Annotated in this window: 23 protein-coding genes and 1 pseudogene; 6 read left to right on the top strand and 18 right to left on the bottom strand. The window is 69.7% G+C overall.

From position 1 onward, the window contains the following. Positions 1-47 precede the first annotated feature (47 nt). The 3 genes from V1227_RS35240 to V1227_RS35230 are packed head-to-tail and all read right to left on the bottom strand — an operon-like array spanning position 48 to position 1,507. Positions 48-638, bottom strand: coding sequence for an anti-sigma factor family protein (locus V1227_RS35240; RefSeq protein WP_329789501.1), 591 nt, complete (start codon positions 636-638; stop codon positions 48-50). Beyond that, positions 635-1,141, bottom strand: a complete 507-nt coding sequence (locus tag V1227_RS35235; RefSeq protein ID WP_090095429.1) for a sigma-70 family RNA polymerase sigma factor — start codon at positions 1,139-1,141, stop codon at positions 635-637. Before V1227_RS35235 ends, V1227_RS35240 begins: the two co-directional genes overlap by 4 nt. 33 nt (positions 1,142-1,174) lie before the next feature. After that, positions 1,175-1,507, bottom strand: coding sequence for an acylphosphatase (locus V1227_RS35230; protein WP_329789500.1), 333 nt, complete (start codon positions 1,505-1,507; stop codon positions 1,175-1,177). A 20-nt stretch (positions 1,508-1,527) separates the two neighbouring features. Between V1227_RS35230 and V1227_RS35225 the strand changes: the two genes are divergently transcribed. The 3 genes from V1227_RS35225 to V1227_RS35215 all read left to right on the top strand — a co-directional run bounded on the left by V1227_RS35225 (position 1,528) and on the right by V1227_RS35215 (position 3,375). Further along, positions 1,528-2,265, top strand: coding sequence for a CAP domain-containing protein (locus V1227_RS35225; protein ID WP_329789499.1), 738 nt, complete (start codon positions 1,528-1,530; stop codon positions 2,263-2,265). Positions 2,266-2,287: 22 nt separating this feature from the next. After that, a complete protein-coding gene (locus V1227_RS35220) occupies positions 2,288-2,755 on the top strand; it encodes a hypothetical protein (protein ID WP_329789498.1) in 468 nt (155 codons plus the stop codon). 128 nt (positions 2,756-2,883) lie between these two features. Continuing rightward, positions 2,884-3,375, top strand: coding sequence for a hypothetical protein (locus V1227_RS35215; RefSeq protein WP_329789497.1), 492 nt, complete (start codon positions 2,884-2,886; stop codon positions 3,373-3,375). A 4-nt stretch (positions 3,376-3,379) separates the two neighbouring features. Here the strand turns inward: V1227_RS35215 and V1227_RS35210 are convergent, their stop codons facing one another. After that, complete coding sequence (locus V1227_RS35210; RefSeq protein ID WP_090095424.1) at positions 3,380-4,060, bottom strand: response regulator; 681 nt, start codon at positions 4,058-4,060, stop codon at positions 3,380-3,382. Further along, entirely contained in the window at positions 4,057-6,546 is a 2,490-nt protein-coding gene (locus tag V1227_RS35205) for a DUF4118 domain-containing protein (RefSeq protein ID WP_442916402.1), read from the bottom strand. Before V1227_RS35205 ends, V1227_RS35210 begins: the two co-directional genes overlap by 4 nt. 330 nt (positions 6,547-6,876) lie before the next feature. Here V1227_RS35205 and V1227_RS35200 point away from each other — a divergent pair, with 330 nt between their 5' ends. Continuing rightward, positions 6,877-7,317, top strand: coding sequence for a MarR family winged helix-turn-helix transcriptional regulator (locus V1227_RS35200; protein ID WP_090095422.1), 441 nt, complete (start codon positions 6,877-6,879; stop codon positions 7,315-7,317). Between the two features lie 34 nt (positions 7,318-7,351). On the opposite strand, the gene V1227_RS35195 is transcribed toward V1227_RS35200, so the two are convergent. The 8 genes from V1227_RS35195 to V1227_RS35160 all read right to left on the bottom strand — a co-directional run bounded on the left by V1227_RS35195 (position 7,352) and on the right by V1227_RS35160 (position 12,554). After that, positions 7,352-8,464 carry a DUF1700 domain-containing protein gene (locus V1227_RS35195; RefSeq protein ID WP_329789496.1) on the bottom strand — a complete coding sequence of 371 codons (1,113 nt, stop codon included), beginning with the start codon at positions 8,462-8,464 and terminating at the stop codon, positions 7,352-7,354. Beyond that, entirely contained in the window at positions 8,461-8,787 is a 327-nt protein-coding gene (locus tag V1227_RS35190) for a PadR family transcriptional regulator (RefSeq protein WP_090066438.1), read from the bottom strand. The genes V1227_RS35195 and V1227_RS35190 overlap by 4 nt, the downstream gene beginning before the upstream one ends. Before the next feature lie 248 nt (positions 8,788-9,035). Beyond that, entirely contained in the window at positions 9,036-9,893 is an 858-nt protein-coding gene (mutM, locus tag V1227_RS35185; protein WP_329789495.1) for a bifunctional DNA-formamidopyrimidine glycosylase/DNA-(apurinic or apyrimidinic site) lyase, read from the bottom strand. A 1-nt stretch (position 9,894) separates the two neighbouring features. Then, complete coding sequence (locus V1227_RS35180; protein ID WP_236225162.1) at positions 9,895-10,095, bottom strand: hypothetical protein; 201 nt, start codon at positions 10,093-10,095, stop codon at positions 9,895-9,897. A gap of 8 nt (positions 10,096-10,103) precedes the next feature. After that, positions 10,104-10,862, bottom strand: a complete 759-nt coding sequence (rnc, locus tag V1227_RS35175) for a ribonuclease III (protein ID WP_329794185.1) — start codon at positions 10,860-10,862, stop codon at positions 10,104-10,106. Positions 10,863-10,922: 60 nt separating this feature from the next. Then, positions 10,923-11,105, bottom strand: a complete 183-nt coding sequence (gene rpmF / locus V1227_RS35170; protein WP_065916643.1) for a 50S ribosomal protein L32 — start codon at positions 11,103-11,105, stop codon at positions 10,923-10,925. Between the two features lie 2 nt (positions 11,106-11,107). Further along, positions 11,108-11,689 (bottom strand): YceD family protein, encoded by a 582-nt coding sequence (locus V1227_RS35165; protein WP_236225304.1) that lies wholly within the window; start codon positions 11,687-11,689, stop codon positions 11,108-11,110. Positions 11,690-11,837: 148 nt separating this feature from the next. Continuing rightward, complete coding sequence (locus V1227_RS35160; RefSeq protein WP_090095417.1) at positions 11,838-12,554, bottom strand: DivIVA domain-containing protein; 717 nt, start codon at positions 12,552-12,554, stop codon at positions 11,838-11,840. A 169-nt stretch (positions 12,555-12,723) separates the two neighbouring features. Between V1227_RS35160 and V1227_RS35155 the strand changes: the two genes are divergently transcribed. Continuing rightward, complete coding sequence (locus tag V1227_RS35155; RefSeq protein WP_236225303.1) at positions 12,724-13,119, top strand: GNAT family N-acetyltransferase; 396 nt, start codon at positions 12,724-12,726, stop codon at positions 13,117-13,119. Here V1227_RS35155 and coaD read toward each other — a convergent pair. The 4 genes from coaD to V1227_RS35135 all read right to left on the bottom strand — a co-directional run bounded on the left by coaD (position 13,116) and on the right by V1227_RS35135 (position 19,111). Then, positions 13,116-13,598 carry a pantetheine-phosphate adenylyltransferase gene (gene coaD, locus V1227_RS35150; RefSeq protein ID WP_329789494.1) on the bottom strand — a complete coding sequence of 161 codons (483 nt, stop codon included), beginning with the start codon at positions 13,596-13,598 and terminating at the stop codon, positions 13,116-13,118. The two genes, V1227_RS35155 and coaD, sit on opposite strands and share 4 nt — an antisense overlap. A 53-nt stretch (positions 13,599-13,651) precedes the next feature. Further along, a complete protein-coding gene (gene rsmD / locus V1227_RS35145; RefSeq protein WP_329789493.1) occupies positions 13,652-14,206 on the bottom strand; it encodes a 16S rRNA (guanine(966)-N(2))-methyltransferase RsmD in 555 nt (184 codons plus the stop codon). Positions 14,207-14,534: 328 nt separating this feature from the next. Continuing rightward, positions 14,535-15,608, bottom strand: a complete 1,074-nt coding sequence (locus V1227_RS35140; protein WP_329789492.1) for an MBL fold metallo-hydrolase — start codon at positions 15,606-15,608, stop codon at positions 14,535-14,537. 125 nt (positions 15,609-15,733) lie between these two features. Continuing rightward, positions 15,734-19,111 carry a pyruvate carboxylase gene (locus V1227_RS35135; protein WP_329789491.1) on the bottom strand — a complete coding sequence of 1,126 codons (3,378 nt, stop codon included), beginning with the start codon at positions 19,109-19,111 and terminating at the stop codon, positions 15,734-15,736. A gap of 319 nt (positions 19,112-19,430) precedes the next feature. On the opposite strand from V1227_RS35135, the gene V1227_RS35130 reads away from it, so the two are divergent. After that, positions 19,431-20,834: a hypothetical protein gene (locus tag V1227_RS35130; RefSeq protein WP_329789490.1), complete on the top strand. Its 1,404-nt coding sequence runs from the start codon at positions 19,431-19,433 to the stop codon at positions 20,832-20,834. Between the two features lie 227 nt (positions 20,835-21,061). Here V1227_RS35130 and V1227_RS35125 read toward each other — a convergent pair. Further along, positions 21,062-22,726, bottom strand: a pseudogene (locus V1227_RS35125) (helicase-related protein); the annotation flags it as partial. Positions 22,727-23,183 lie beyond the last annotated feature (457 nt).

The raw sequence follows: 23,183 nt of genomic DNA, 5'->3' as shown, positions 1-23,183 counted from the left end.
CCCAAGCGCTTGCGGCGGTCGCGGGAGGCGTGCCTTGACCTGCGCGTCTAGGGACGCAGGGTGACGAGCAGCCCGCTTTCGTCCGACACCTCCAGCCTGTCGATCTGGTCCACCCGGAACGACGTGGAACCGGGAATGCGCTCGTCAGGGCCGTGGTCGGACCCCCACCAGCCGCCGACCTCGCGCTGGCCCCGCCGGTCGAACACGATGACCTTGCAGCGCGCACCCGGTTTGACGTCGCCGAGCTTGAACCACATCTCCGTGCCCCACGACTTCGAGACCATCGAGACCTCGCCGTCCACACCGGTGCCGGGGTCCCTGGCCGCCCACGTGGGCGCGGGCGGTGGCCGCAGGAACAGGATCCCGCCGGCCAGCGCCAGCGCCACGAGGACGGCGGCGCAGACCAGTGCCACGCGGCGCTGCCGGTCCGGCCCCGGCGGGCAGGAGGCGATCTCGTCGAGGTTCTCGACGTCCTGCGGGGTCAGGCGGCCGAGCAGGCCCGGCAGCGGGGCGAGCCGCAGCATCTCGGCCCGGCAGCAGTCGCAGGTGCCGAGGTGGCGTTCGAACGCGGCTCGTTCCCCGAGGTCGAGCGCGCCGAAGAGGTAGGCGCCGACGTCGACGGTGTGCTGGCAGCTCACGCCCCGGTCACCCCTCTCTCCTCCAGTGCGTCGCGCAGCGCCCTCAGTGCGTAGAAGCAGCGCGACTTGACCGTGCCCGGCGGGATACCGAGCGTCTTGGCGGCCTCCGCGACGGTGCGGCGGCGGTAGTACAGCTCGATGACGACCGTCCGGTGCTCGGGCGTGAGCGCTCTCAGCGCCGACGCGACCTGCCACGTCTGCAGCACGTGCTCGACCTGGTCGCTGACCGGCGGGAGGTCCACCGGTTCGAGCGGCACCTCGGTCGCGCGTGCGTTGCGGCGGCGGTACCCGGAGATCACGAGGTTCTTGGCGACCGTGTAGAGCCACGGCGCCGCGTCGTCCGGTTTCAACTCCTCGTGGTGCCGCCACGCGCGGAGCAGGGTCTCCTGCACGACGTCTTCGGCCTGCTGGTAGTCGCCGTCGACCAGCCGCAGCACGTAGTGCAGCAGCGGGCCTCTCCAGCGGTCGTACAGCTGGATGAGGACGTCTTCTGAGGAGTCCACGATCTCCTACTACGCCATCCTCCCGCGGAAGGTTCAGCGTTCGACGAAGCCGGTCAGGTCACCCCGGGCGGCGGACCACTGCTCACCCACCGATTCGACGTGCCCTGGGGTGTCACCCGATCGGAGAGCTTCCAGCAGTTGTTCACACTTCTCCCGCGAACCCTCGGCCACCACCTCGACCCGCCCGTCCGGCCGGTTCGAAGCACTTCCGACCAGGTCCAGCTCCAGCGCTCTGGCGCGCGTCCACCAGCGAAAACCCACACCCTGCACCCGTCCACGCACCCAGGCGTTCAGTCGTACGTCCACCTCCGAATGGTGGCGCAGTGACCGAAGGTGACGGATGACGCACTCTGGGGTGTCACCCATTAGTGGTACGGTCCCGACCCGTGAGTGCCCGCAGCCTCTTACTCGGCCTGCTGATCGGTGCAACCGGAATCGGCGGCCTCGCCATCACCGGAACCTCCCCTCTCGGCATCGGCTTCACCACCGCCGCGCAGCAGGAGAGCACCGACGCGGCGAACCAGTTCGGCACGGGCAACGCCGCCGCCCCCGGCAGCCGGACTCCGCCCGAAGACGGCAGCACCGGCATCGGCACTCCCACGGCCTCGTCGTCCTCCTCCGCTCCCACCACCTCGTCGACGACGGCGACGCCCTCCTCCACCACCTCGTCAGCGGCTCCCGCCACCACCACCACGACGACGACGCCTCCCGAAGCGCCGAAGCCGCCCGTCCAGCCGCCGAAGCCGCCCGCCGGCCAGACGCCGGAGCAGGCCGTGCTCGCGCTCGTGAACGACGCCCGCGCCGCCGCCGGCTGCAAGGCCCTCGTGATCGACGACCGCATCACGACCGCCGCCCAGGCCCACAGCACGGACATGGCCACCAAGAACTACTTCTCGCACACGTCGCAGGACGGCAGGACGTTCGACGTGCGGATGAAGGAAGCGGGCTACCCGAGGCCCGGCGGCGAGAACATCGCGAAGGGCTACCCGACGCCCCAGGCGGTCGTGACCGGCTGGATGAACTCGACGGGCCACCGCGAAAACATCGAGAACTGCAGCTTCACCACGATGGGCGTGGGCCTCGACACGCGAGGCAACTACTGGACCCAGAACTTCGGCCGCTGACAGCTTGAGCAGGGGAAACTTCGTGTACGAGAGCCCGGAACCGGACTCGAGCCCGCGCTGGCGCCGAGGCGCGCCGCAGATCGTCCTCGCCGCGTCGGGCGTCGTGCTGGCGACCGTCTTCGCCGCCGTCGCCTCGCTCGCGGCGGGCTCGGACAGCGCCACCGAGTCGCCCGCGACCCAGCCCCCGCGCAAGGAGGCCGTGCGCGACGCCCTGAGCATCGTGCCGACGTCCACGCCGGGCTCGTCGGTCGAGCAGACGTCGACGACGGTGGAGGCGACGACCTCGACGACGACCACCACCACGTCGAAGAAGCCGACGCGCGTCACGACCATCACGCGTCCGGACGGCACGACGACGACGGTCACGACCGAGGACCCGCCGCCGGTGGTCACGTCGGACCCGCCGACGACCACCAAGCCGCCGGTCACCACCACGGAACCGACGACGACCACCACCGCGGACCCGACGACAACGACGACGACCTCTTAGGGTTACGCCAGTCACCGCCCTGTGACGCAGAGCTACACGAAGGTGTGGCTCTGCTGAGGCCTTGGTGTGTTTCCGCCGATAACTCGAACGCAAGTCCATCCGACCGGGTTTCCCACGAGGAGATGGGTGTGTTCGAGGAAGATCATCCGCAGTCACCGGCAGAGGCTCCGGCGAAGCGCGTGGGCACGGCCGTGATGCTCGCTGCGGGCGGCGTGGTCGTCGCGACGCTGTTCGCCACGGTGGCGTCCATGCTCGCCGCGTCCGGCCGCGAGGCGAGCCCGGAACGCACGGCGGCCGACGTCGTGCAGACCATCACCAGTGTCGCACCCGACGGCAGCACGAGCACCGTCGTGGTCACCGTGTCGTCCGGCGCCCCGTCGTCGCAGGCGAAGCAGGACCGCAGGCAGGCGGCACGCCCGCAGGAGCAGCAGCCGAAGCCCGGGACGCCCGACCAGCCGCAGGTGACGACGAACCCGGCGGAGCCGACGCGGTCGCAGAGCAACCCGCCCACGTCGATCGAGGAACCGGCACCGACGACGTCCAGTTCCTCGGCGTCGGAGACCACCGCGCCGCCGTCGTCGGGCTCCTCCAGCTCGGCCGCGCCGGACCCGCAGTCCTGACGGCTCAGAGCTCGAACCGGTACCCCATGCCGGCCTCGGTCAGCAGGTGCCGCGGCCGTGCGGGCTCCGGCTCCAGCTTGCGCCGCAGCTGGGCGAGGTACACGCGCAGGTAGTGCGTCTCCTTCTCGTAGGCGGGCCCCCAGACGTCCCTGAGCAGCTGCTTCTGCGCGACGAGCTTGCCCGCGTTGCGGGCGAGGACCTCCAGCAGCCCCCACTCGGTGGGCGTGAGGTGCACCTCGGCGCCGTCCCTGAGCACGCGCTTGGCCGCCAGGTCGACGGTGAACGACGCGGTCTTCACGACCGGCTCGTCCTCGGGGCCCGCCACGGCCGAGCGGCGGACGGCGGCGCGCAGGCGGGCGAGGAGCTCGTCCATGCCGAACGGTTTCGTCACGTAGTCGTCGGCGCCGGCGTCCAGGGCGTCGACCTTGTCGGTCGAGTCGGTGCGGGCGGACAGCACGATGATCGGCAGGGTCGTCCAGCCGCGCAGGCCCGCGATGACGTCGGTGCCGTCCATGTCGGGCAGGCCGAGGTCGAGGACGACGACGTCCGGTTTGCCGTCGGCGGCGAGCCTCAGCGCCGTGGCGCCGTCGGGGGCCGTGAGCACCTCGTAGCCGCGCGCCGAGAGGTTGATCCGCAGCGCGCGCACGATCTGCGGCTCGTCGTCGACCACCAGTACCTTCGTCACGCGTTCCTCTCCTCGGCGGGAAGCGAGATCACCACGGTGAGGCCGCCACCGGGTGTGTCCTCCATGGTGATCGTGCCTCCCATGGCCTCGGTGAAGCCCTTCGCCACGCTCAGACCGAGACCAACGCCACCCGGCGTGCGGTCGCCGAGGCGCTGGAACGGCGCGAACACCTGCTCCGCGGCACCGGCGGGCAGACCGCGACCGTGGTCGACGACGCGCAGCTCCACCTCCGAGCCGTGCGCGGACGCCCTGATGGCGACGGCTCCGGCGTAGCGCAGCGCGTTGCCCACGACGTTGGCGATCACTCGTTCGAGGAGTCCGACGTCGGCGCGCACGGGTGGGAGCGACTCCGGGACGTCGACCTCGACGTCGCCGCCGAGGCCGCTCAGCGCCCGTGCGACGGCCTCGTAGTAGCCGACCGCGCGGAACTGCGGCGACACGGCTCCCGTGGCGAGGCGGGACGAGTCGAGCAGGTTGTCGACGAGCGCGGTGAGGCGGTCCGCCGACTCCTCGACCGCCTCCAGCAGCTCGGCGGTGTCCTCCGCCGACAGGGTGAGCTCGGGGTCGCGCAACGAGCCGACGGATGCCTTGATCGAGGTCAGCGGCGTGCGGAGGTCGTGGCCGACGGCCGAGAGCAGCGCGGTGCGCAGCTCGGTGCGCGAGGCCTGCCGCTGCGCTTCGAGGGTTTGCTCGGCCATGCGCTGCTGCCTCAGCGCGAGCAACGCCTGACCGGCGGCGGCCTCCAGCACGCGGCGGTCCGACGCGGGCAGCGAGCGTCCGCGCAACGCCAGGTGCACGTCCGGCGTCACGGCGATGTCGACGTCCGCCTCGTCGGGTTCGTCGCACGGGCCCGCGCCGACGCACGCGACCCGGTCCCAGGCGCCGTCCGCGCGTTCCAGCAGGGCGACGGACGCCAGGCCGAAGTTCTCCTTCACCTTCTCCAACAGCCGTGCGAGCGGATACGGGTGCGTCAGAACAGTGCGCGCGTACGAGGCGAGAAGCGTGGCCTCGGTGCGTGCGCGCGCTGCCTGTGTGGCGCGTCTGGCGGCATAGTCCACGACCAACGCCGTGGAGACGCCGATGATGATCATCGCGAAGAAGGTGAGCACGTTCTGCTGGGCGTCGATGGTGAACGTGTAGAGGGGTTCGGTGAAGAAGAAGTTCAGCAGCAGCGCGTTGACCAGCGCGGCCGCGATCGCGGGCCCCAGGCCGCCGACGATCGCGACGACCAGCGTGACCAGCAGGTAGCCGATGACGTTGGTGGAGAAGTTCAAGCCGCTCCGCAGCGACGCTCCCGCAGCCGTGACCAGCGCGGGCCCGGCAACGGCCAGGAACCAGCCCCAGGCGAGCCGGCTCGGCTTCAGCGGACTGCCCGCGAACCGCGCCCGCCAGCCGCTGGCCGTCGCGGGGTGGGTGACCATGTGGACGTCGATCGCCCCGGACTCCTGCACGACCGTGGAGCCGATCCCTGCCGAGAACACGCGCGCGAACCGTGAGCGGCGCGAGGTGCCGACCACGAGCTGAGTGGCGTTGACGCCGCGCGAGAACTCAAGCAGAGCCGTGGGGACGTCATCACCGACAACGGTGTGGAAGGTCGCACCGACGTCGTCGGCGAGCTTGCGGTACTTCTGCAGTGAGTGCGGATCCGCCCCTGCGAGCCCATCACCTCTGAGCACGTGCACGACGAGAAGGTCACCACCCGCGCGCGTGGCGATGCGACGAGCGCGACGGATCAACGTCTCGCTTTCCGTACCACCGGTGATGGCGACGACGACTCGTTCGCGCGTCTCCCACGTGTCCGTGATCTGCTGCTCCGCCCGATAGCGCAGCAACGCGACATCGACCTGGTCAGCAACCCACAACAGCGCCAGTTCGCGCAGCGCGGTCAGGTTTCCGACGCGGAAGTAGTTGCCGAGCGCCGCGTCGATCTTGTTCGCCGCGTAGACGTCGCCGTGGGCGAGCCGGCGGCGCAGCGCTTCCGGCGTCAGGTCGACGAGCTGGATCTGATTCGCATTCCGCACTACCTCGTCGGGCACGGTTTCCCGCTGCGGAACGCCCGTTATGCGCTGCACGACGTCGTTGAGCGATTCCAGGTGCTGCACGTTGACCGTGGAGAGCACATCGATGCCCGCTCCGAGGAGCTCCTCGACGTCCTGCCACCGCTTCGCGTTGCGGGAGCCGGGGACGTTCGTGTGCGCGAGTTCGTCGACGACGGCGACCTGCGGCGCACGGGCCAGCACGGCGTCGACGTCCATCTCGGTGAGTTCGACGCCGCGGTGCACCGAAGACCTGCGCGAGACGATTTCCAGGCCTTCGACCAGTTCGGCCGTCCTCGTCCGGCCGTGGGTCTCCACAAATCCGATGACCACGTCGGTGCCGCGTTCCCGTCGGCGGTGCGCTTCGCTGAGCATGGCGAACGTTTTCCCCACACCGGGAGCGGCGCCGAGGTAGATGCGGAGTTCGCCGCGACGGGTTTTCGCACTCACCAGCCCAGTCTGCCCCTGATCACCCGTGGACCGTTCGGGTGTATGCGCTGCGCCACACGGCGAAACCAGTGCGCCTTCCCACAGTTCTGACAGCGGATCTGTCTCGTTGAATCCCGCTTCAACCCGGCGACCGTTCGAGTGAGCCGGGTTGCGCTTTTTACGCCGTTTACCAGCACATTCAAGTGCGTCGGACGCACGCGGTGACACCCCGCGTCACCACAACGGCCGAATGGGTTATCGGCAGTTGGCGGATAGCGCGCAGAGCGTGAATGAGGGAAAGTGCCAGGGTTCGTGTCCGAATTCGGACAATCACATGCGCGCGGAGAAACGATGCCCACCACCGTCACCAACCACGAGGCACTTCAACTCGTGGTGGCCGTGCACCGGCTGGTGCGAAGTCTTCGACAGGCCGCTCCGGCCCGTCGTTTGCAACCCACCCAGTTATTGGTGCTGTCAGAACTGAGCGCCCACGGCCCGATGCGGATCGGCGAGATCGCGGTGCGCGCGCTGTGTTCGCAGCCGACCGCGACAACCGTCGTGACCAGCCTCGAGTCCACCGGCCTCGTGCGCCGCGAGCCCGACGCCGCCGACGGACGAGCGACGATAGTCGTGCTCACCGAAGTCGGCCGCGAGACGATCCTGTCGCTCGCTCACGGCGAAGCCGAACTATTGAGTGAAAGAATGTCCGAGCTTTCCCCGGAAGACAGAGAACACCTGCGCTCGGCCATGCCGGTATTGCGCCACCTGGCGGACCCGCAGGAGAACAAGTAGGAGCGGGACCCCCCGACAGGTCCCGCTCCCGGCTTTACTTGCTCGGTGACACAGAAGTAGGTGGTACCGAGCTCGAAGTCGCACTTCCAGAACTCTCCGGTACCGAACTCGGCGTTGACGACGTCGATGACGGAGCGGTCACGGACGGTGTCACTGTGTAACAAACACCGTTTTCGTAGTCGATCTGAGGCCGCGGATAGCGGTTGGCGGGAATGACCGGCTCGGGCCCGTTGCCGGGCATGTTGCAGCCGTTGTAGCTCCGCGGCGCGTTGATGGGGCTGCCGTCCTGGTCGTACAGCAAGACGTTCGTGAGCAACTTGCCGTTCTCGTCGTACGCGTAGATGTTCTCGTACGACTCGACGATGGGCGGCTGGTACGACGAGCGCGAGGCGTTGTACCCGAGCTGCCCCGCGGTCACGTCGATGACCTGGAACAACAACCCGACCGCCAACGCCGAAGCGGGCAGGCTGAACCACAGCCAGCGCCGGTCGACCTTGGCCCGCGGCCCGGCGAACACCGACACCACGGCGATGGCGGCGATCGCCAGGAACCCGAGGATGTCGCGCCCCGCGAGCAACACGGCCCCGAGACCGAGCAGACCGGCCCGCACCAACCACCACGCCGGCTGCAACGACTTCAGGTACGTGATGGCACGCTCCGCCGGCGTGCCCTCCTCAGGCGTGAGCCACTTCTTGAGCCGGTGCGTCTCCGGCAGGTTCATGATCTCCTGCTGCACCGGACCGCGGTCGTGCACGAGCGCCAGGCTCAACACGAGGATCACCCCCGGCAGCAACAACACCGCCGGCTCCCGCAACGCCGCCGCCCCGGCCAGCAACGTCACACCGGTGGCCACGACGAGCCCCCACGCGGCAGCCCTCGGACGCGACAGCCACGACTGCTTGGTCGTCACCGGCAACCGCTCGGTCCTCGGCGGATAGCCGGCGGCCTGCCGCAGCTCCTGCGCGTACTGCTCCGGCGACCCGAGCCGCTGCTCGAGCGTCTCGTCCTCCCGGAGTTCCGTGGACAGCTCGGCGACGTGCGCCTCGACGTCCTCCAGGATCTCGGCGACCTCGTTGGCCGGCAGGTCGTCGAGGGCGGCACGCATCCCGGCCAGGTAGTGCTCGACACCGAGCGCTTGCGTGTTCATGCTGCGACCTCCTCGAGCAGGCCGTCCAACGTGCTGGCGAACGACCTCCACGTCTCCCTCGACTCAGCCAGGCGCGCCCGCCCGGTCTCGTTGATGCTGTAGTACTTGCGGTGCGGCCCCTCTTCACTGGGCACCACGTACGAGGTCAGCATCCCGGCGTTGTAGAGCCGCCTCAGCGTCCCGTACACCGACGCGTCGCCCACTTCGTCCAATCCCCCGGCGCGCAGTCTGCGCACCACGTCGTACCCGTACCCGTCGTCCTTGCGCAGTACCGCAAGGACGGCCAGGTCCAGCACCCCTTTGAGCAGCTGACTGGTGTCCATGGCCCCTCCGACCCAGGCCGGACCCCCTCTTCCAGGGGTCAGGCACTGTTGCGCCGTGAACACTACTACGCATCGCACAGTACTGTCTAACCCGTTGTTCCCTCCGGAAGATCCCTGGGGCTCCCGGATACGTTGGATGCGCTTGGGAAGATCGATTTCAACGGGCGCGAGCCGTTGCCGCACGCTTGCGAAAGGCGAACCGGAGGGCGCCGGCTACCTCAAAACCCGCACAGAGCTGACGAAGATCCTCAAGCCCGGGGGCGAGGCTGACAACGAGGGCAGGAGAACGAGGACCGGTTCATGAACGGCTCCCGGATCATCATCGCCCCGCACCGCTTGCAGGGCCGGTTCTCCTGCCCGTAAGCGTTCAAGGACCGGTCGAAGTACCCGGACTGCCCGTTGATGTTGACGTACAAAGCGTCGAACGAGGTCCCGCCCTGCCCGAGCGCCTCACGCATCACGTCCGAAGCGTGGTCCAGCACCTCGGCGGCCTTGGCACGGCTCAGCTTGTCCGTCATCCGGGTGCCGTGCAGACGGGCACGCCAGAGAGCCTCGTCGGCGTAGATGTTGCCGATCCCGGACACGAGGGTCTGGTCCAGCAAGGCGCGCTTGATCTCCGTGTGACGCAGGCGCAACGCGCGCACGGCAGCATCACGGGAGAAGAGAGGATCCATCGGGTCGCGGGCGATGTGCGCGACCGAGTCGGGCACGAGAGTCCCGTCCACCTCGACCAGCTCCGCCAGGGCCAAGCCACCGAAGGTGCGCTGGTCCACGAAACGGAGTTCGGGCCCGCCGTCTTCGAACGTGAAGCGGACGCGCAGGTGCTTCTCGTCGTGGGCCGACGAGGGTTGGACGAGCATTTGGCCGCTCATGCCCAGGTGTGCGAGCAGGGCGGCTTTGTCGGCCAGTTCCACCCAGAGGTACTTGCCGCGGCGCTTGGCTGCCACCATCGGTTGCGAGGCCAAGCGCGCGCAGAAGTCCGCGGAGCCCAGGTCGTGCCGGCGGATGGCGCGCGGGTGCAACACCTCTACCGAGGAGATGACCCGGCCGGCGACGTGGGCTTCGAGGCCGAGGCGTACTACCTCGACCTCTGGGAGTTCGGGCACGTCAGGCTTCGGACTTGCCCTCGTCGACGGGCTGTGCCTCGATCACGGCGGCCTGCGGCTTGGTGGGCTTGAGCACCCACACGCCCGCGCGGCTCGTGTCCCTGACCAGCACAAGTCCCTGGATGCCTCCGCTGCGGGAGGTGTTCACCGGCCCGCGGACGGTGCGGGTGCGGCGGTTGGCGCGGTTCCTGGTCGCATACATCGCGTGTCTCAGTCTTCCTCGGATGGGAGGGTCCCTGGCGTCACCGAGGCGCCGTTCTGCCCGTTCGTGGCCTTGACCGAATCCTGCTCGGCCTTGACCCGCTCGTGCAGAACATGATAAGCCGCTTCAGCGGCTTTCTGCTCGGCTTCCTTCTTGGTGCGCCCATCACCCTTGCCGTAAGGCTGGCCACCGACGAGCACCGTGGCGGTGAACTCCTTGCGGTGGTCCGGCCCCTGGTCGTCCACGCGGTACTCCGGGACGCCGAGGCTGGCTTGAGCGGTGAGCTCCTGCAGGCTTGTCTTCCAGTCCAGTCCAGCACCCAAAAGCGGAGCTTTGGCCAAGAGCGGATCGAACAGCCGGTGAACGAACGTTCGTGCGGTATCGATACCGAACTGCAGGTACACCGCACCGATGACGGCCTCGAGGCCGTCGGCGAGAATGCTCGCCTTGTCCCTGCCGCCGGTCAGCTCTTCGCCACGACCGAGCAGCAGGTGTGCACCGAGCCCGCCCTTGCCCAGGTCACGCGCTACGCCCGCCAGTGCGTGCATGTTCACCACGCTGGCACGGAGCTTCGCGAGTTGACCCTCGGGAAGATCAGGATGGGTGCGGTAGAGGTGGTCGGTGACGACCAGCCCCAGAACCGCGTCTCCCAGGAACTCGAGACGCTCGTTCGGCGGAAGCCCGCCGTTCTCGTACGCGTACGACCGGTGGGTGAGTGCGAGCACGAGCAGCTCGGCGTCCAACTGGACGCCGAGCGCTTCGAGCAGGTCCGCGCGGTCCGCTTGCGGTGCGCGCGGCGGCTTTCCCCCACTACGACGGCGAGGAGATCAGGCCGGCTGAGCGACCTGGCGGCCAGCGTACTGACCACAGGCCGGGCAGGCGACGTGCTGCGGCTTCGGCTGACGGCAAGCCTTGTTCTGGCACGCCACCAGGTGCACAGCAGACGTCTTCCACTGGGAACGGCGCGCACGGGTGTTCGAACGCGACATCTTCCGCTTCGGGACGGCCACGACTACTTCTCCTCCGAGTTGTCATCGCTGAACCGCTCTTGCAACGCGGCCCAACGAGGGTCAATCGTCTCATGCCCGTGGTCGGGCCCGAGCTCCGCCCACCTGCCACCACACTCGGAGCAAAGCCCCTTGCAGTCCGGCTCGCAGAGCGGCGCCTGCGGCAACGCGAGGACGATGGCGTCCCGCACCACAGGCTCGAGGTCGATCAGATCGTTCTCGATCCGGCTGACCTCGTCTTCCTCAGTGGTCTCGTCCGTGGTGCTGTCCGGATACGCGTAGAGCTCCGTGATCCGGACTTCAACCTCATCGGTGATGGGCTCGAGGCACCTCGAGCACTCACCTTCGACCTTGGCGAACGCCGTCCCCGACACGAGCACGCCCTCCACGACCGACTCGGTCAGGAGGTCGAGCTCCACCTCTCCGCCTTCTGGCACCGCGATCACGCCGAGGAGCCCCATGCCTGCCGCGGGAACCGACCGGACGAAGGGTCGGCTGGACCCGGCGCGACGGCCGAGATCCCTGGTGTCGAAGACCCAGGGACCGGATGCTGTGGGACGCGTGGACGCGTGACGATGCTCAGTCATGATCAGATTGGTTGCCGGCGGGGACCTACCACGTCCAGCCGGTCCAGGGTACGGGACGACGGCCCCGCGCGTGAAATCGCCAGGTGATCGCACCTGTCCGACGTAGCGCGAATCACACGTTCAGGCGCCGGAGAACCGGGCTGGTTCGTCAGGAGCCGTAGTCGAACGGCGCCGCGGCACCCGCGACGGCCGGTCCGCGCAGGTGCGAACGACCCTTGCCGACCGACCTGAGGGTGTGCGCGAGGAGGTCCTCGAAGTCCGCGAGCTTGCCGTCGACGTACGCGTCGCACTCCGACCGCAGCCGGATGGACTCGTTCTGCGCGGCGTCGAGGATGCGCGCCGCCTCGGCGTGCGCGGCCCGGACGACCTCCTGCTCGTTGACGAGCCTCGCCTGCTCGGCGCGGCCGTCCTCGGTGGCGCGCTCGTAGTTCGCGCGACCCGCCTGGATCATCCGCTCGGCCTCGGCGTGCGACCGGCCCACCAGGTCGTCGTACTCCTGCCGGCCCGCGGCGACGGTCCGCTCCGCCTGGTCCTCGGCCTCGGCGATCATCCGCTCGGCACGGGCGCGCGCGTCGGACAGCATCGCCTCCGCCTCGGCCTGGGCCTCGGCGAGCATGCGGTCCGCGTCCGCGCGGGCCTTGGACACGCCGGTCTCGGCCTCGTGCTTGGCCTTGCCGACGACCTCGTCGCGGTGGTCCAGCACGTCCTGCGCGTCGTCGAGCTCGGCTGGGATCGCGTCGCGCACGTCGTCGAGAAGTTCGAGCACGTCGCCGCGCGGCACGACGCAGCCCGAGGTCATCGGAACTCCGCGCGCTTCCTCGACGATCGTGACGAGCTCGTCGAGAGCCTCGAACACCCGGTACACGTCTCACTCCCTAACCCCTGTGACTCCCACCCACAAGTGTGCCCTGCCGATCTCCCGCGCTCCGGGAGATCGGCAGGGCGTGTCAGGATTTCCCCCACATCCACCTGGGGGAACCGTGAAGATCACAATCAGGCGGGCCACCGCCGCTGACGTCCACCCGATCGTGGCGATGCTGGCGGACGACCCGCTGGGCGCACGGCGCGAGAAGCCGGGCGACCCGGCCTACCTGGCGGCGTTCGAGGTCATCGACGCCGACCCGCACCAGTACCTGGCCGTCGCGGTCGACGAGTCCGGCGAGGTCGTGGGCACGCTGCAGCTCACGTTCACGTCCGGCCTCTCGCGCCTGGGCATGACCCGCGCGACCGTCGAGGCCGTGCGGGTGCGCTCCGACCAGCGCGGCCACGGCCTGGGAGAACAGCTGGTGAAGTGGGCCGTCGACGAGGCCCGCGCACGCGGCTGCGGCCTCGTGCAGCTGACGACGGACGCGTCACGCGTGGACGCGCACCGCTTCTACGAGCGGCTCGGGTTCACCGCGTCGCACGTGGGGATGAAGCTGACCCTCTAGCGGTTCTCCTCGAGGCGCAGCTTGAGCCGCTGCTCGATGGACGCCGGGAGCAGCGTCGACACGTCGCCACCGTAGGTCGCAACCTCCTTGACCAGCGACGACGCCAGGTAGGAGTACTGCGGGCTGGCCTGCATGAACAGCGTGTCGACCCCGGTGAGCTGGTGGTTCATCTGCGCCATCTGCAGCTCGTAGTCGTAGTCGCTGACCGCGCGCAGGCCCTTCACGATGGCCTTGATGTTGTTCTCACGGCAGTAGTCGACCAACAGCCCGTGCCACGAGTCCACGCGCACGTTGTCCCACTGGGCCGTGACCTCGCGCAGCATCTCCTGACGCTCCTCAACGGAGAACAAGGTGCGCTTGTTCTTGTTGATCAGCACAGCGACGACGACCTCGTCGAACAGGTGCGCGGCTCTCCCGATGATGTCCAGGTGACCGTTGGTTACCGGGTCGTAGGAGCCGGGGTACACGGCACGTGTCATGGAGCGGACGTTAGCACCCGATCGGACGCCTCCAGGCGTGTCCGTGGTTCTCGTCACCCATCGGCACGCACCTGCCCCCAGTACACGGCAGTGTCCCCATAACGCTTGGCGCGCAAGGATTCCACCTCTTCAGGCCACGCAGGTTCGCCGCTTCGCGAAGCACGTTCCACGATCAAGACGGCATCGGCCGTGAGCCTCGGCACGATCCCCTTCAGCACTGCGGCGAGCTCGTCGTCCCCCACCGCGTAGGGCGGGTCGGCGAAAACGACGTCGAACTCCTCCCCTTCGGTCACCACGTACGCCTCAGCCGTCCGGTTGGCGATCACGACGTTCGCGAACCCGAGCTCCTTGGCGTTGCCCTTGAGCACGTCAGCGGCCCGCTTGTCCGACTCGACGAACGTCGCGTGCCCCGCTCCCCTGCTCAACGCCTCGAACCCCAGCGCACCCGAGCCGGCGTAGAGGTCCAGCACGCGGGCGCCGTCGAGGTCCATCAACGACTCCAGGGAGCTGAACAGCGCCTCCCGAACCCGCTCGGAGGTGGGGCGCGTGCCCTTGGGCGGGACCTTGAGCCTGCGGCCTCCCGCGGTCCCGGCAACGATGCGTGTCACGGGTACATCGTCCCAGGCGGCGGCCACACACCCACGCCCACCACGGCGAGCCGTCCTGAGCAGACCCCACCGCCAACGCAACCGGCAGCCGCCCAGCACAACAGGCGTGCCATCAACCCGCCAACGGCGCGGGCCCCTGATCAGTTTGCCGGGGGTCTGGGGGCAGAGCCCCCAGGGAACCGCCAAACAGCAACAGGCCGCCCGCAAAGCGACCACCCGCAGAAGCCGCCAACCCACGCTGACGCAGGCGTCCCCCCACCCTCAGGACCCCTCGCACCACAACCTACCCAGCACCCCCGACAAGATCAGGCGGTCGAGGCCCACAAGATCAGGCGAGCGACTGCCACCACCCGTCGACCTCCCCGGGAGAGTCGACGTCGACCCGCTCCCCGGGCCGGGGCACCGCCAGCTTCATCCCCCGGGCCTTGACCTCCCGCCACACCCGGTCGATCGGCTCTCCCCAGGGGTGCAGCGCCAGGTTGAACGTCGCCCAGTGCACGGGGATCAGCAAGCCACCGCCCAGGTCGTCGAACGCCCGGACGCCGTCCTCAGGCGTCATGTGGATGTCGGGCCAAGCGTCCCCGTAAGCCCCGACCTGCATCAGCACGGCGTCGAACGGCCCGTGTGCCGCCCCGATCGTCTTGTACCCGGCGAAGTACCCGGTGTCCCCGCTGTAGAACACGGACCGTTCCCCGCGCCGGATCACCCACGAGGCCCACAGCGTCACGTCGCGCTGCACCGAACGGCCCGAGAAGTGTTGTGCCGCAGTGCAGGTGAGCGTGAACCCGTCCACGGAGTGCGACTCGTCCCAGTCCAGCTCGACCACGCGGGAGGCCGGCACGTCCCACCGGGCGAGGTGCGCCCCCAGCCCCAGCGGCACCACGAACACCGCGGACGTGGTCGACGTGAGCTTCTGCACCGTGTCCATGTCGAGGTGGTCGTAGTGGTCGTGCGAAACGACGACCGCGCTGATGGCGGGCAAGTCCGACAACTGGTGCGGAACGGGGTGCAACCGGCGAGGCCCGACGTGAGCGGAGGGCGACACCCGGTCGCTCCACACGGGATCGACCAGCACCGCGGCGCCGTCGATCTCGATCAGCGCGGAAGCGTGGCCGTACCAGGTGATGTGCAGGCCGTCGGTCACCGGCGCGGCGGGTCCGACCAGTGGCACGGCGACGGACGGCTTGCGGTCCGCGCCGCCGAAGATGAAGTCGCGCAACGAGAAGGCGTCGCGGTCCGGGACCGAGCTGACCTTCTCGTCGTTGTGGAACTTGCCGTCGCGGTAGCGCGGTGAGCGCGACATGTGGACCGGGTCCGGCTTGCCGCCGAGCTGCCGCGGCACGTCCTTCAGCGCGTACGCCACCCCTGCCAGGCCGAGCAGGCCGGCCAACGCCTTCTTCATGATGCGATTCCCTCTCCCTGACCCCGTGCTCGGTGCAACGCACGGCATCGTCGTGGAGTTCCAGGCCTCCCGCAGCACGAAGGGCCCGGTCTCGGGCAGAGACCGGGCCCTTCGACGAGCAGGGTTCACTCCAAGATGATCAGGAGGTCGCCGCCCTCGACCTGCTGGGCTCCGCGCAACGCCAGGCGCTGCACGACACCCGCCTTCGGGGCGGTGATCGCCGCCTCCATCTTCATGGCCTCGATCGTCGCGACGGTCTGACCGGCGTCCACGCAGTCGCCCTCGGCCACGGCCGCCGTCACCACGCCGGCGAACGGGGCCGCGACGTGGTTCGGGTTGCCGCGGTCGGCCTTCTCGGCGGCCGGGATGTCCGCCGCCACGGAGCGGTCGCGGACCTGGATCGGGCGCAGCTGGCCGTTCAGGGTCGCCATGACCGTGCGGATGCCCCGCGCGTCCGCCTCGGAGATCGCCTCCAGGCCGATCAGCAGCCGGACGCCCGGCTCCAGGTCGACGGAGTACTCCTCGCCGGGGCGCAGGCCGTAGAAGAAGTCCTTCGAGCGCAGCACCGACGTGTCGCCGTAGGCCTCGCGGTGCGCGGTGAACTCCCTGGTCGGCGCCGGGAACAGCAGCCTGTTCAGGGTCGCCCTGCGGTCGTCGGCCAGGCCCGCCTCGTCCTCGGGCGAGAGCTCCTCGACCGGCTTCGGGGCGGGACGGCCCTCGAGCGCCTTGCTGCGGAACGGCTCCGGCCAGCCGCCGGGCGGGTCGCCCAGCTCGCCGTGCAGGAAGCCGATCACCGACGCCGGGATGTCGAACCTGCCGGGGTTCTCCTCGAACTCCTTCGGCTCGACGCCGGCACCGACGAGGTGCAGCGCGAGGTCGCCGACGACCTTCGACGACGGCGTCACCTTCACGAGGTGGCCGAGCATGCGGTCGGCGGCCGCGTACATCGACTCGATCTCCTCGAACTTCTCGCCGAGGCCGAGCGCGACGGCCTGGGTGCGCAGGTTCGAGAGCTGACCACCGGGGATCTCGTGGTGGTAGACGCGGCCGGTCGGGCCGGGGATGCCGGACTCGAACGGCGCGTAGATCTTGCGCACGGCCTCCCAGTAGGGCTCCAGGTCGCAGACGTTCTGGAGGTTCAGGCCCGTCGAGCGGTCGGTGTGGTCGGTCAGCGCCACGATCGACGACAGCGGCGGCTGCGACGTCGTGCCCGCCATCGACGCGGTGGCGCCGTCGATCGCGTCCACGCCCGCCTGGATCGCCGCGAGGTACGTCGCGAGCTGGCCGCCCGCCGTGTCGTGCGTGTGGAGGTGGACCGGGAGGTCGAACTCCTTGCGCAGCGCGGTGATCAGGCGCGACGCGGCCGGTGCCCGCAGCAGGCCCGCCATGTCCTTGACGCACAGCACGTGCGCGCCGGCGCCGACGATCTGCTCGGCCAGCTTGAGGTAGTAGTCCAGTGTGTACAGACGCTCGTCCGGGTCGGACAGGTCGCTCGTGTAGCAGAGCGCGACCTCGGCGACGGCCGTCCCGGTCTCGCGCACGGCCTCGATCGCCGGACGCATCTGCTCGACGTCGTTCAGGGCGTCGAAGATCCGGAAGATGTCGATGCCGGTGTTCGTCGCCTCCTGCACGAACGCCTTCGTCACGGCCTCCGGGTACGGCGTGTAGCCGACCGTGTTGCGGCCGCGCAGCAGCATCTGCAGGTTGATGTTCGGCACGGCCTCGCGCAGCGCCGCGAGCCGCTCCCACGGGTCCTCCGCGAGGAACCGCAGCGCCACGTCGTAGGTCGCGCCGCCCCAGCACTCCAGCGACAGCAGCTCGGGCGTCATGCGCGACACGTGCGGCGCGACGGCGAGCAGGTCCTTGGTGCGCACGCGGGTCGCGAGCAGCGACTGGTGGGCGTCGCGGAACGTCGTGTCGGTGACGCCGACGGCCTTGCTCTCCCGCAGCCACCGCGCGAAGCCCTCGGGGCCGAGCTCCACGAGCTTCTGCTTGGAGCCCGCCGGCGGTTCGGCGCCGAGGTCGGCGACCGGCAGCTTCTCGCGGGGGTCGACCGCCGTCGGGCGGGTGCCGTTCGGGTGGTTGACCGTGACGTCCGCGAGGTAGGTCAGCAGGCGCGTGCCGCGGTCGGCCGAGTGGCGCGCCGTCAGCAGGTGCGGGCGCTTCTCGATGAACGACGTGGTGACGCGGCCCTCGTAGAAGTCGGGCTCGTCCAGCACGGCCTGGATGAACGGGATGTTCGTGGACACACCGCGGATGCGGAACTCCGCGATCGCACGGCGCGCACGGGCGACGGCGAGACCGAAGTTGCGGCCGCGGCACGTGAGCTTCACGAGCATCGAGTCGAAGTGCGGGCTGATGGCCATGCCGGCGCCCGCCGTGCCGCCGTCGAGGCGGATGCCGGAGCCACCGGGCGAGCGGTAGGCGCTGATCGTGCCGGTGTCCGGGCGGAAGCCGTTGGCCGGGTCCTCGGTGGTGATGCGGCACTGCAGCGCCGCGCCGCGCAGCTGGACGGTGTCCTGGGACAGGCCCAGGTCCTCCAGCGTCTCGCCGGACGCGATGCGCATCTGCGACTGCACCAGGTCGACGTCGGTCACCTCTTCCGTGACCGTGTGCTCGACCTGGATGCGCGGGTTCATCTCGATGAAGACGTAGTTGCCGTCGGGGTCGAGCAGGAACTCCACGGTGCCCGCGTTGCGGTAGCCGATGTGCCTCGCGAACTTCACGGCGTCGTTGCAGATGCGGTCGCGCAGCTCGGGGGCGAGGTTCGGCGCGGGCGCGATCTCGATGACCTTCTGGTGGCGCCGCTGCACGGAGCAGTCGCGCTCGAAGAGGTGGATCACGTTGCCCTGGCCGTCGGCGAGGATCTGCACCTCGATGTGGCGCGGCTCGACCACGGCCTGCTCGAGGAACACCGTCGGGTCGCCGAACGCCGACTCGGCCTCGCGCGACGCCGCCTCCAGCGCCTCGCGCAGCGCGGCCGGGTCGTCGACCTTGCGCATGCCGCGGCCACCGCCACCGGCGACGGCCTTCACGAAGACCGGGAAGCGCATGGACTCCGACGCCGCGAGCAGCTCGTCGATGTCCGACGACGGCGCGCTCGACTCCAGCACCGGCAGCCCGGCCTCGCGGGCGGCGGCGATGGCGCGCGCCTTGTTGCCCGTCAGCTCCAGCACCTCGGCCACGGGGCCGATGAAGGTGAGACCTGCCTCACGGCACGCCATCGCGAGCTCGGGGTTCTCCGACAGGAAGCCGTAGCCCGGGTAGATCGCGTCGGCGCCGGCCTTGCGGGCGGCCTTGATGATCTCTTCCACGGACAGGTAGGCGCGGACGGGATGCCCCGGCTCACCGATCTCGTAGGACTCGTCCGCCTTCAACCGGTGCAGCGAGTTGCGGTCTTCGTGGGGGAAGACGGCAACCGTTCCCGCGCCCAGTTCGTAGGCGGCTCGGAACGCGCGAATCGCGATCTCGCCGCGGTTGGCGACAAGAACCTTGCGGAACATCCGTGCCCTCCCGGTGTTGCTCGGCGGTCATCAGTCGAGGCACGTTACCGTGCGACTCTTGCCTGTTGGGAGGACTGTCCCACGTGATGGGTGTCATCCTGATCGGTCTTGCTCCCGTGGATTCTCGCGTGGTGAGAGCGATGTGGACACCCGCCACCCGGTCAGACTCCACCCGGTAGTGGGATTAACCAGATCGAGTGACGATCTTGGGAAGCATCTCGGTAGGGTGAGCCATATGGCCGGGGCTGATGGAGCCGGGCAGCCTACTGCCCGCACACCGCATTTCGACGTTGTCCTTCGTGGTTACAACCAGCGACAGGTGAACGAACGGGTCACCCGCTTGGAGTTCGACCTCAAGAACTCGAACCGCTCCCGAGACGCTGCCGCAGCGCAGGTGGCGGAACTCACCAAACTCCTGAACTCGATGCGCGCGGACCTGGACAAGACCAAGATCCAGCTCCAGAACCTCGCCAACAGCCCCGTCAGCGCGTCGAACGTCACCGAGCGCGTCCGCGTGATGATGAGCCTGGCCGAGGAAGAGATCGCGGACATCCGCCAGGACGCCCTCGACAAGGCCGCCGCGACGCGCGGCGAGGCCGAGAAGTGGGCGGCGGAGCAGCGAGAGGCCCACCAGCGCCTGCTCGCCGAGACCGAGGCGCGCCGCAAGCAGCTCGAGGTCAGCTACCAGCAGCGCCACGCCGAGCTCGACCAGCAGGTCGCCGGCCGCCGCTCCGAGCTGGAGGCCGAGTTCGAGGCGATGCGCGCGAAGCTCGCCACCGAGCACGAGACCCTGGTCTCCGAGGTGCGCGCGAACGGCGAGCGCGTCGCCGCCGAGTTCGAGCAGAAGTCGGCCGACCTGGACGCCCACCGCGTCGAGCTGGACGCCAAGTACAAGGCGTACCACGACGAGCTGGACAAGGAGTACGACGGCCTCAAGGCGAAGCTGACCGCCGAGCACCAGAAGGTGCTGGCCGACGCGCGCGCCGAGGCCGAGCGGATCACCGCCGAGGCCGAGGCCGAGCGGACCGGGACGCTGCAGGCGCTCGCCGACGAGCTCGCGGCCAAGCGGGCGGAGGCCGAGAAGGCCCTGTCCGAGCTCGAGTCCGAGTCGCTCGCCCGTGCCGAGAAGACCACCGCCGACGCCACCGCGCAGGCGACCGCCCTGGTCACCGCGGCCGAGGAGAAGGCGGCGACGACCCTGCGCGAGGCGGAGGACAAGGCCACGGCCACCGTCGAGGAGGCCACGCGCAAGGCCGAGACCACGGTCCGCGAGGCCGACGAGAAGGCCGCCGCGCTCGTCCGCGACGCCGAGGCCAAGACGTCCGCTCTCGTGCGCGACGCCGAGGAGCGGTCCGCCGCTGCCGTCGCCGAGGCGGACCAGCGCGCCGCTGCCGCCGCCGAGAAGGAGTCGTCGCTGAGGGCGGCGCACGACAACCTCGCCACGCAGTTCCACGCCGCGCAGGCCGCGGTGGAGGCGGCGATGTCGGTGCTCAAGCCTCTGGAGGACGGTTCGGCCGACGCCGACGAGGCGGAGTCCGCTCCGGCCTCGGGCAGGGCCGTGGGCACGGGCAAGACCGGAGACTCGGGCAAGACCGGGGACTCGGGCAAGACCGCGGACTCGGGCAAGACCGGGGCTCCGGGTGCGTCGGCGAGGCCGGGCAAGGCCGTGGACGCGAGCGAGCAGAAGACCGAGCAGCTGCCGAAGCCGCGCCGCAAGGACTGACCGCAAGGACTGACGACCGACCCGGGAACGGCGGCACGCTGATCACAGCGGCCGCCGTTCTTCGCGTGGTCAGCCGCCGGCGGGGACGGAACGGCCGAAGTGGTGGCACAGGTCGAGGCGGACGGGGACCGAGCGCGGTCCAGGTCGCGGCGGCGCACCGCCTGGGCACCAGCGCTCCCGCGACCGGCGCGACCAGCGCGGCCTCGACGCGGCCGCTCCCCCGGCGGCTAGGCCTTCTCCAGGAAGCCCGCGCTCTCCTCCGTCAGCAGCGTCGCCACCATGCCCGCCAGCCCGGGGTGCTTCTCCAGGTCCGGATCGGCGTCCACGACCTGCTGGGCCGCCGTGCGGGCGTCGGCGATGAGGTCCTCGTCGCGCAGCAGCGACAGCATCTTCAGGCCCGAGCGGCGTCCCGACTGGGCTGCGCCGAGGATGTCGCCCTCCCGGCGCAGCTCCAGGTCCAGCTGAGCCAGTTCGAAGCCGTCCAGGGTGGACTCGACGGCGCGCAGGCGTTCCATGGTGGCCGTCATCTCGGGCATCTCCGTCACCAGGAGGCAGAGGCCCGGCGCGCTGCCGCGGCCCACGCGGCCGCGGAGCTGGTGGAGCTGCGAGACGCCGAAGCGGTCGGCGTCCATGATGGCCATGACGGTGGCGTTCGGGACGTTCACGCCCACCTCGATGACGGTGGTGGCCACGAGCACGTGCACCTCGTTGGCCGCGAAGGCGCGCATCACGGCGTCCTTCTCGTCCGGTGGCATGCGGCCGTGCAGGATCTCGATGCGCAGGCCGCGCAACGGGCCCTGGGCGAGCATCGTCGCCACGTCGATCACGGACAGGGCCGGGCGCTTGTCCTCGTCTTCGGACTTCGCCGGCTCCTCGTCGCCGATGCGCGGGCACACGAAGTACGCCTGGTGGCCCGCCGCCACCTCCTCGCGCACGCGGGCGAAGGCCCGGTCGAGCCACGCGGGCTTCTCGCGGACCGGCACCACCGAGGTCTTGATCGGCGAGCGGCCGCCGGGCAGCTCGCGCAGGGCGGAGACCTCGAGGTCGCCGTAGACGGTCATGGCCACCGTGCGCGGGATCGGTGTCGCCGTCATCACGAGCACGTGCGGGTTCTCCCGCTCGCCGCGTGCCGAGAGGGCCGCCCGCTGCTCCACGCCGAAGCGGTGCTGTTCGTCGACGACGACCAGACCCAGGGAGTGGAACTCCACCTTCTCCTGGATGATCGCGTGCGTGCCGACGACGATGCCGGCCTCGCCGGTCACGATGTCGAGCAACGCCTGGCGCCGCTGGGCCGTGTTCATCGAGCCCGTCAGCAGCGTCACGCGGGTCGCGTCCTCCGCGCCGCCGAGCTGACCGGCCTGGGCCAGGTCGCCGAGCATCTCCGACAACGAGCGGGCGTGTTGTGCCGCGAGGACTTCCGTGGGCGCGAGCATCGCCGCCTGACGGCCCGCGTCGACGGCCTGCAACATCGCCCGCAACGCGACCATCGTGTTGTGGGTGACCACGAAGTGATCGGTGACGTAGAGCTGGTCCGGATGCGCCACGGAGATGCACTGCACCGGCTTGCGCCCGACGAGCTCGACAGCTCGAATCGCTCGTACGGGCTTCGCGTACTTCGTGCGCTCCTTCACGAGTTCCGCCTTCCTGCCGAGGCGGAACGGTGGGAACTCTTTCGGCAGCCGGAGGCTGACCAGGTGGCAGGTCTTGCCCTCCTTCTCGACCGGCCGCACTCGGCCGGTACCGCCGAGAGATTCGGCCAGCCAGGCGACCTGGTCGGCGAGCCGCGGAGAAGCGGACAGGAACGTGACGTCGGATCCGCGCTTCCCGTCGATGGTGCCGTCGGTGTCGAGGAGACCCTGCAGGAGCGCGTGACGAACTTTGACCGGAGCGACCAGATAGCGCTCCGGGAGGAACTTCTCGTGGGCACGACGTCCGTGGAGGCCCAGGTCGCGAAGGGCCTGGAGCACGGGGTTCGTACCTCTGCGGCACCCCAGCACGAACCAGTCGTCCTTGTTCGCCGACGGCGTCTTGGCGAGGTGAGCCCCGCGCGGGAGAGCCGCCGTCAACTCCACGAGCAGTTCCGGGTCCGCGCTGGTGAACATCACCCGGCCGTTCAGCCGAGAGCCGCCTCCGACCAGCAACCCCAGCAGGTACGGATCCAGCGGACGCTCCTCCAGGCACTCCAGCTCAGGTGCCTCCACCACGGGCAGGTACCACTTGGACGAGCCGTTCGCGGTCACGAGGTCGTCGCGGATCTCCCGCAACGACAGCACCTCCAGGGGGTTTCCCCGATCCCTGCGCACGGTCGTGTTCACCGCCCACAAGTGCTCCAGATCGGACTCCACGCTG

The sequence above is a fragment of the Lentzea sp. DG1S-22 genome (assembly GCF_036321065.1).
GTDB lineage: Bacteria > Actinomycetota > Actinomycetes > Mycobacteriales > Pseudonocardiaceae > Lentzea > Lentzea jiangxiensis.
This window is presented reverse-complemented; position numbering and strand designations above follow the sequence as displayed.

What these genes read in the sequence shown, in the direction of transcription:
- V1227_RS35180 (WP_236225162.1), bottom strand. Translation starts at nt 10,095, where the DNA reads ATGTATGCGACCAGGAACCGCGCCAACCGCCGCACCCGCACCGTCCGC.
- V1227_RS35195 (WP_329789496.1), bottom strand. Translation starts at nt 8,464, where the DNA reads ATGAACACGCAAGCGCTCGGTGTCGAGCACTACCTGGCCGGGATGCGT.
- V1227_RS35155 (WP_236225303.1), top strand. Translation starts at nt 12,724, where the DNA reads ATGCTGGCGGACGACCCGCTGGGCGCACGGCGCGAGAAGCCGGGCGAC.
- V1227_RS35165 (WP_236225304.1), bottom strand. Translation starts at nt 11,689, where the DNA reads ATGACTGAGCATCGTCACGCGTCCACGCGTCCCACAGCATCCGGTCCC.
- V1227_RS35230 (WP_329789500.1), bottom strand. Translation starts at nt 1,507, where the DNA reads ATGGGTGACACCCCAGAGTGCGTCATCCGTCACCTTCGGTCACTGCGC.
- V1227_RS35200 (WP_090095422.1), top strand. Translation starts at nt 6,877, where the DNA reads ATGCCCACCACCGTCACCAACCACGAGGCACTTCAACTCGTGGTGGCC.
- coaD (WP_329789494.1), bottom strand. Translation starts at nt 13,598, where the DNA reads ATGACACGTGCCGTGTACCCCGGCTCCTACGACCCGGTAACCAACGGT.
- V1227_RS35190 (WP_090066438.1), bottom strand. Translation starts at nt 8,787, where the DNA reads ATGGACACCAGTCAGCTGCTCAAAGGGGTGCTGGACCTGGCCGTCCTT.
- V1227_RS35135 (WP_329789491.1), bottom strand. Translation starts at nt 19,111, where the DNA reads ATGTTCCGCAAGGTTCTTGTCGCCAACCGCGGCGAGATCGCGATTCGC.
- V1227_RS35140 (WP_329789492.1), bottom strand. Translation starts at nt 15,608, where the DNA reads ATGAAGAAGGCGTTGGCCGGCCTGCTCGGCCTGGCAGGGGTGGCGTAC.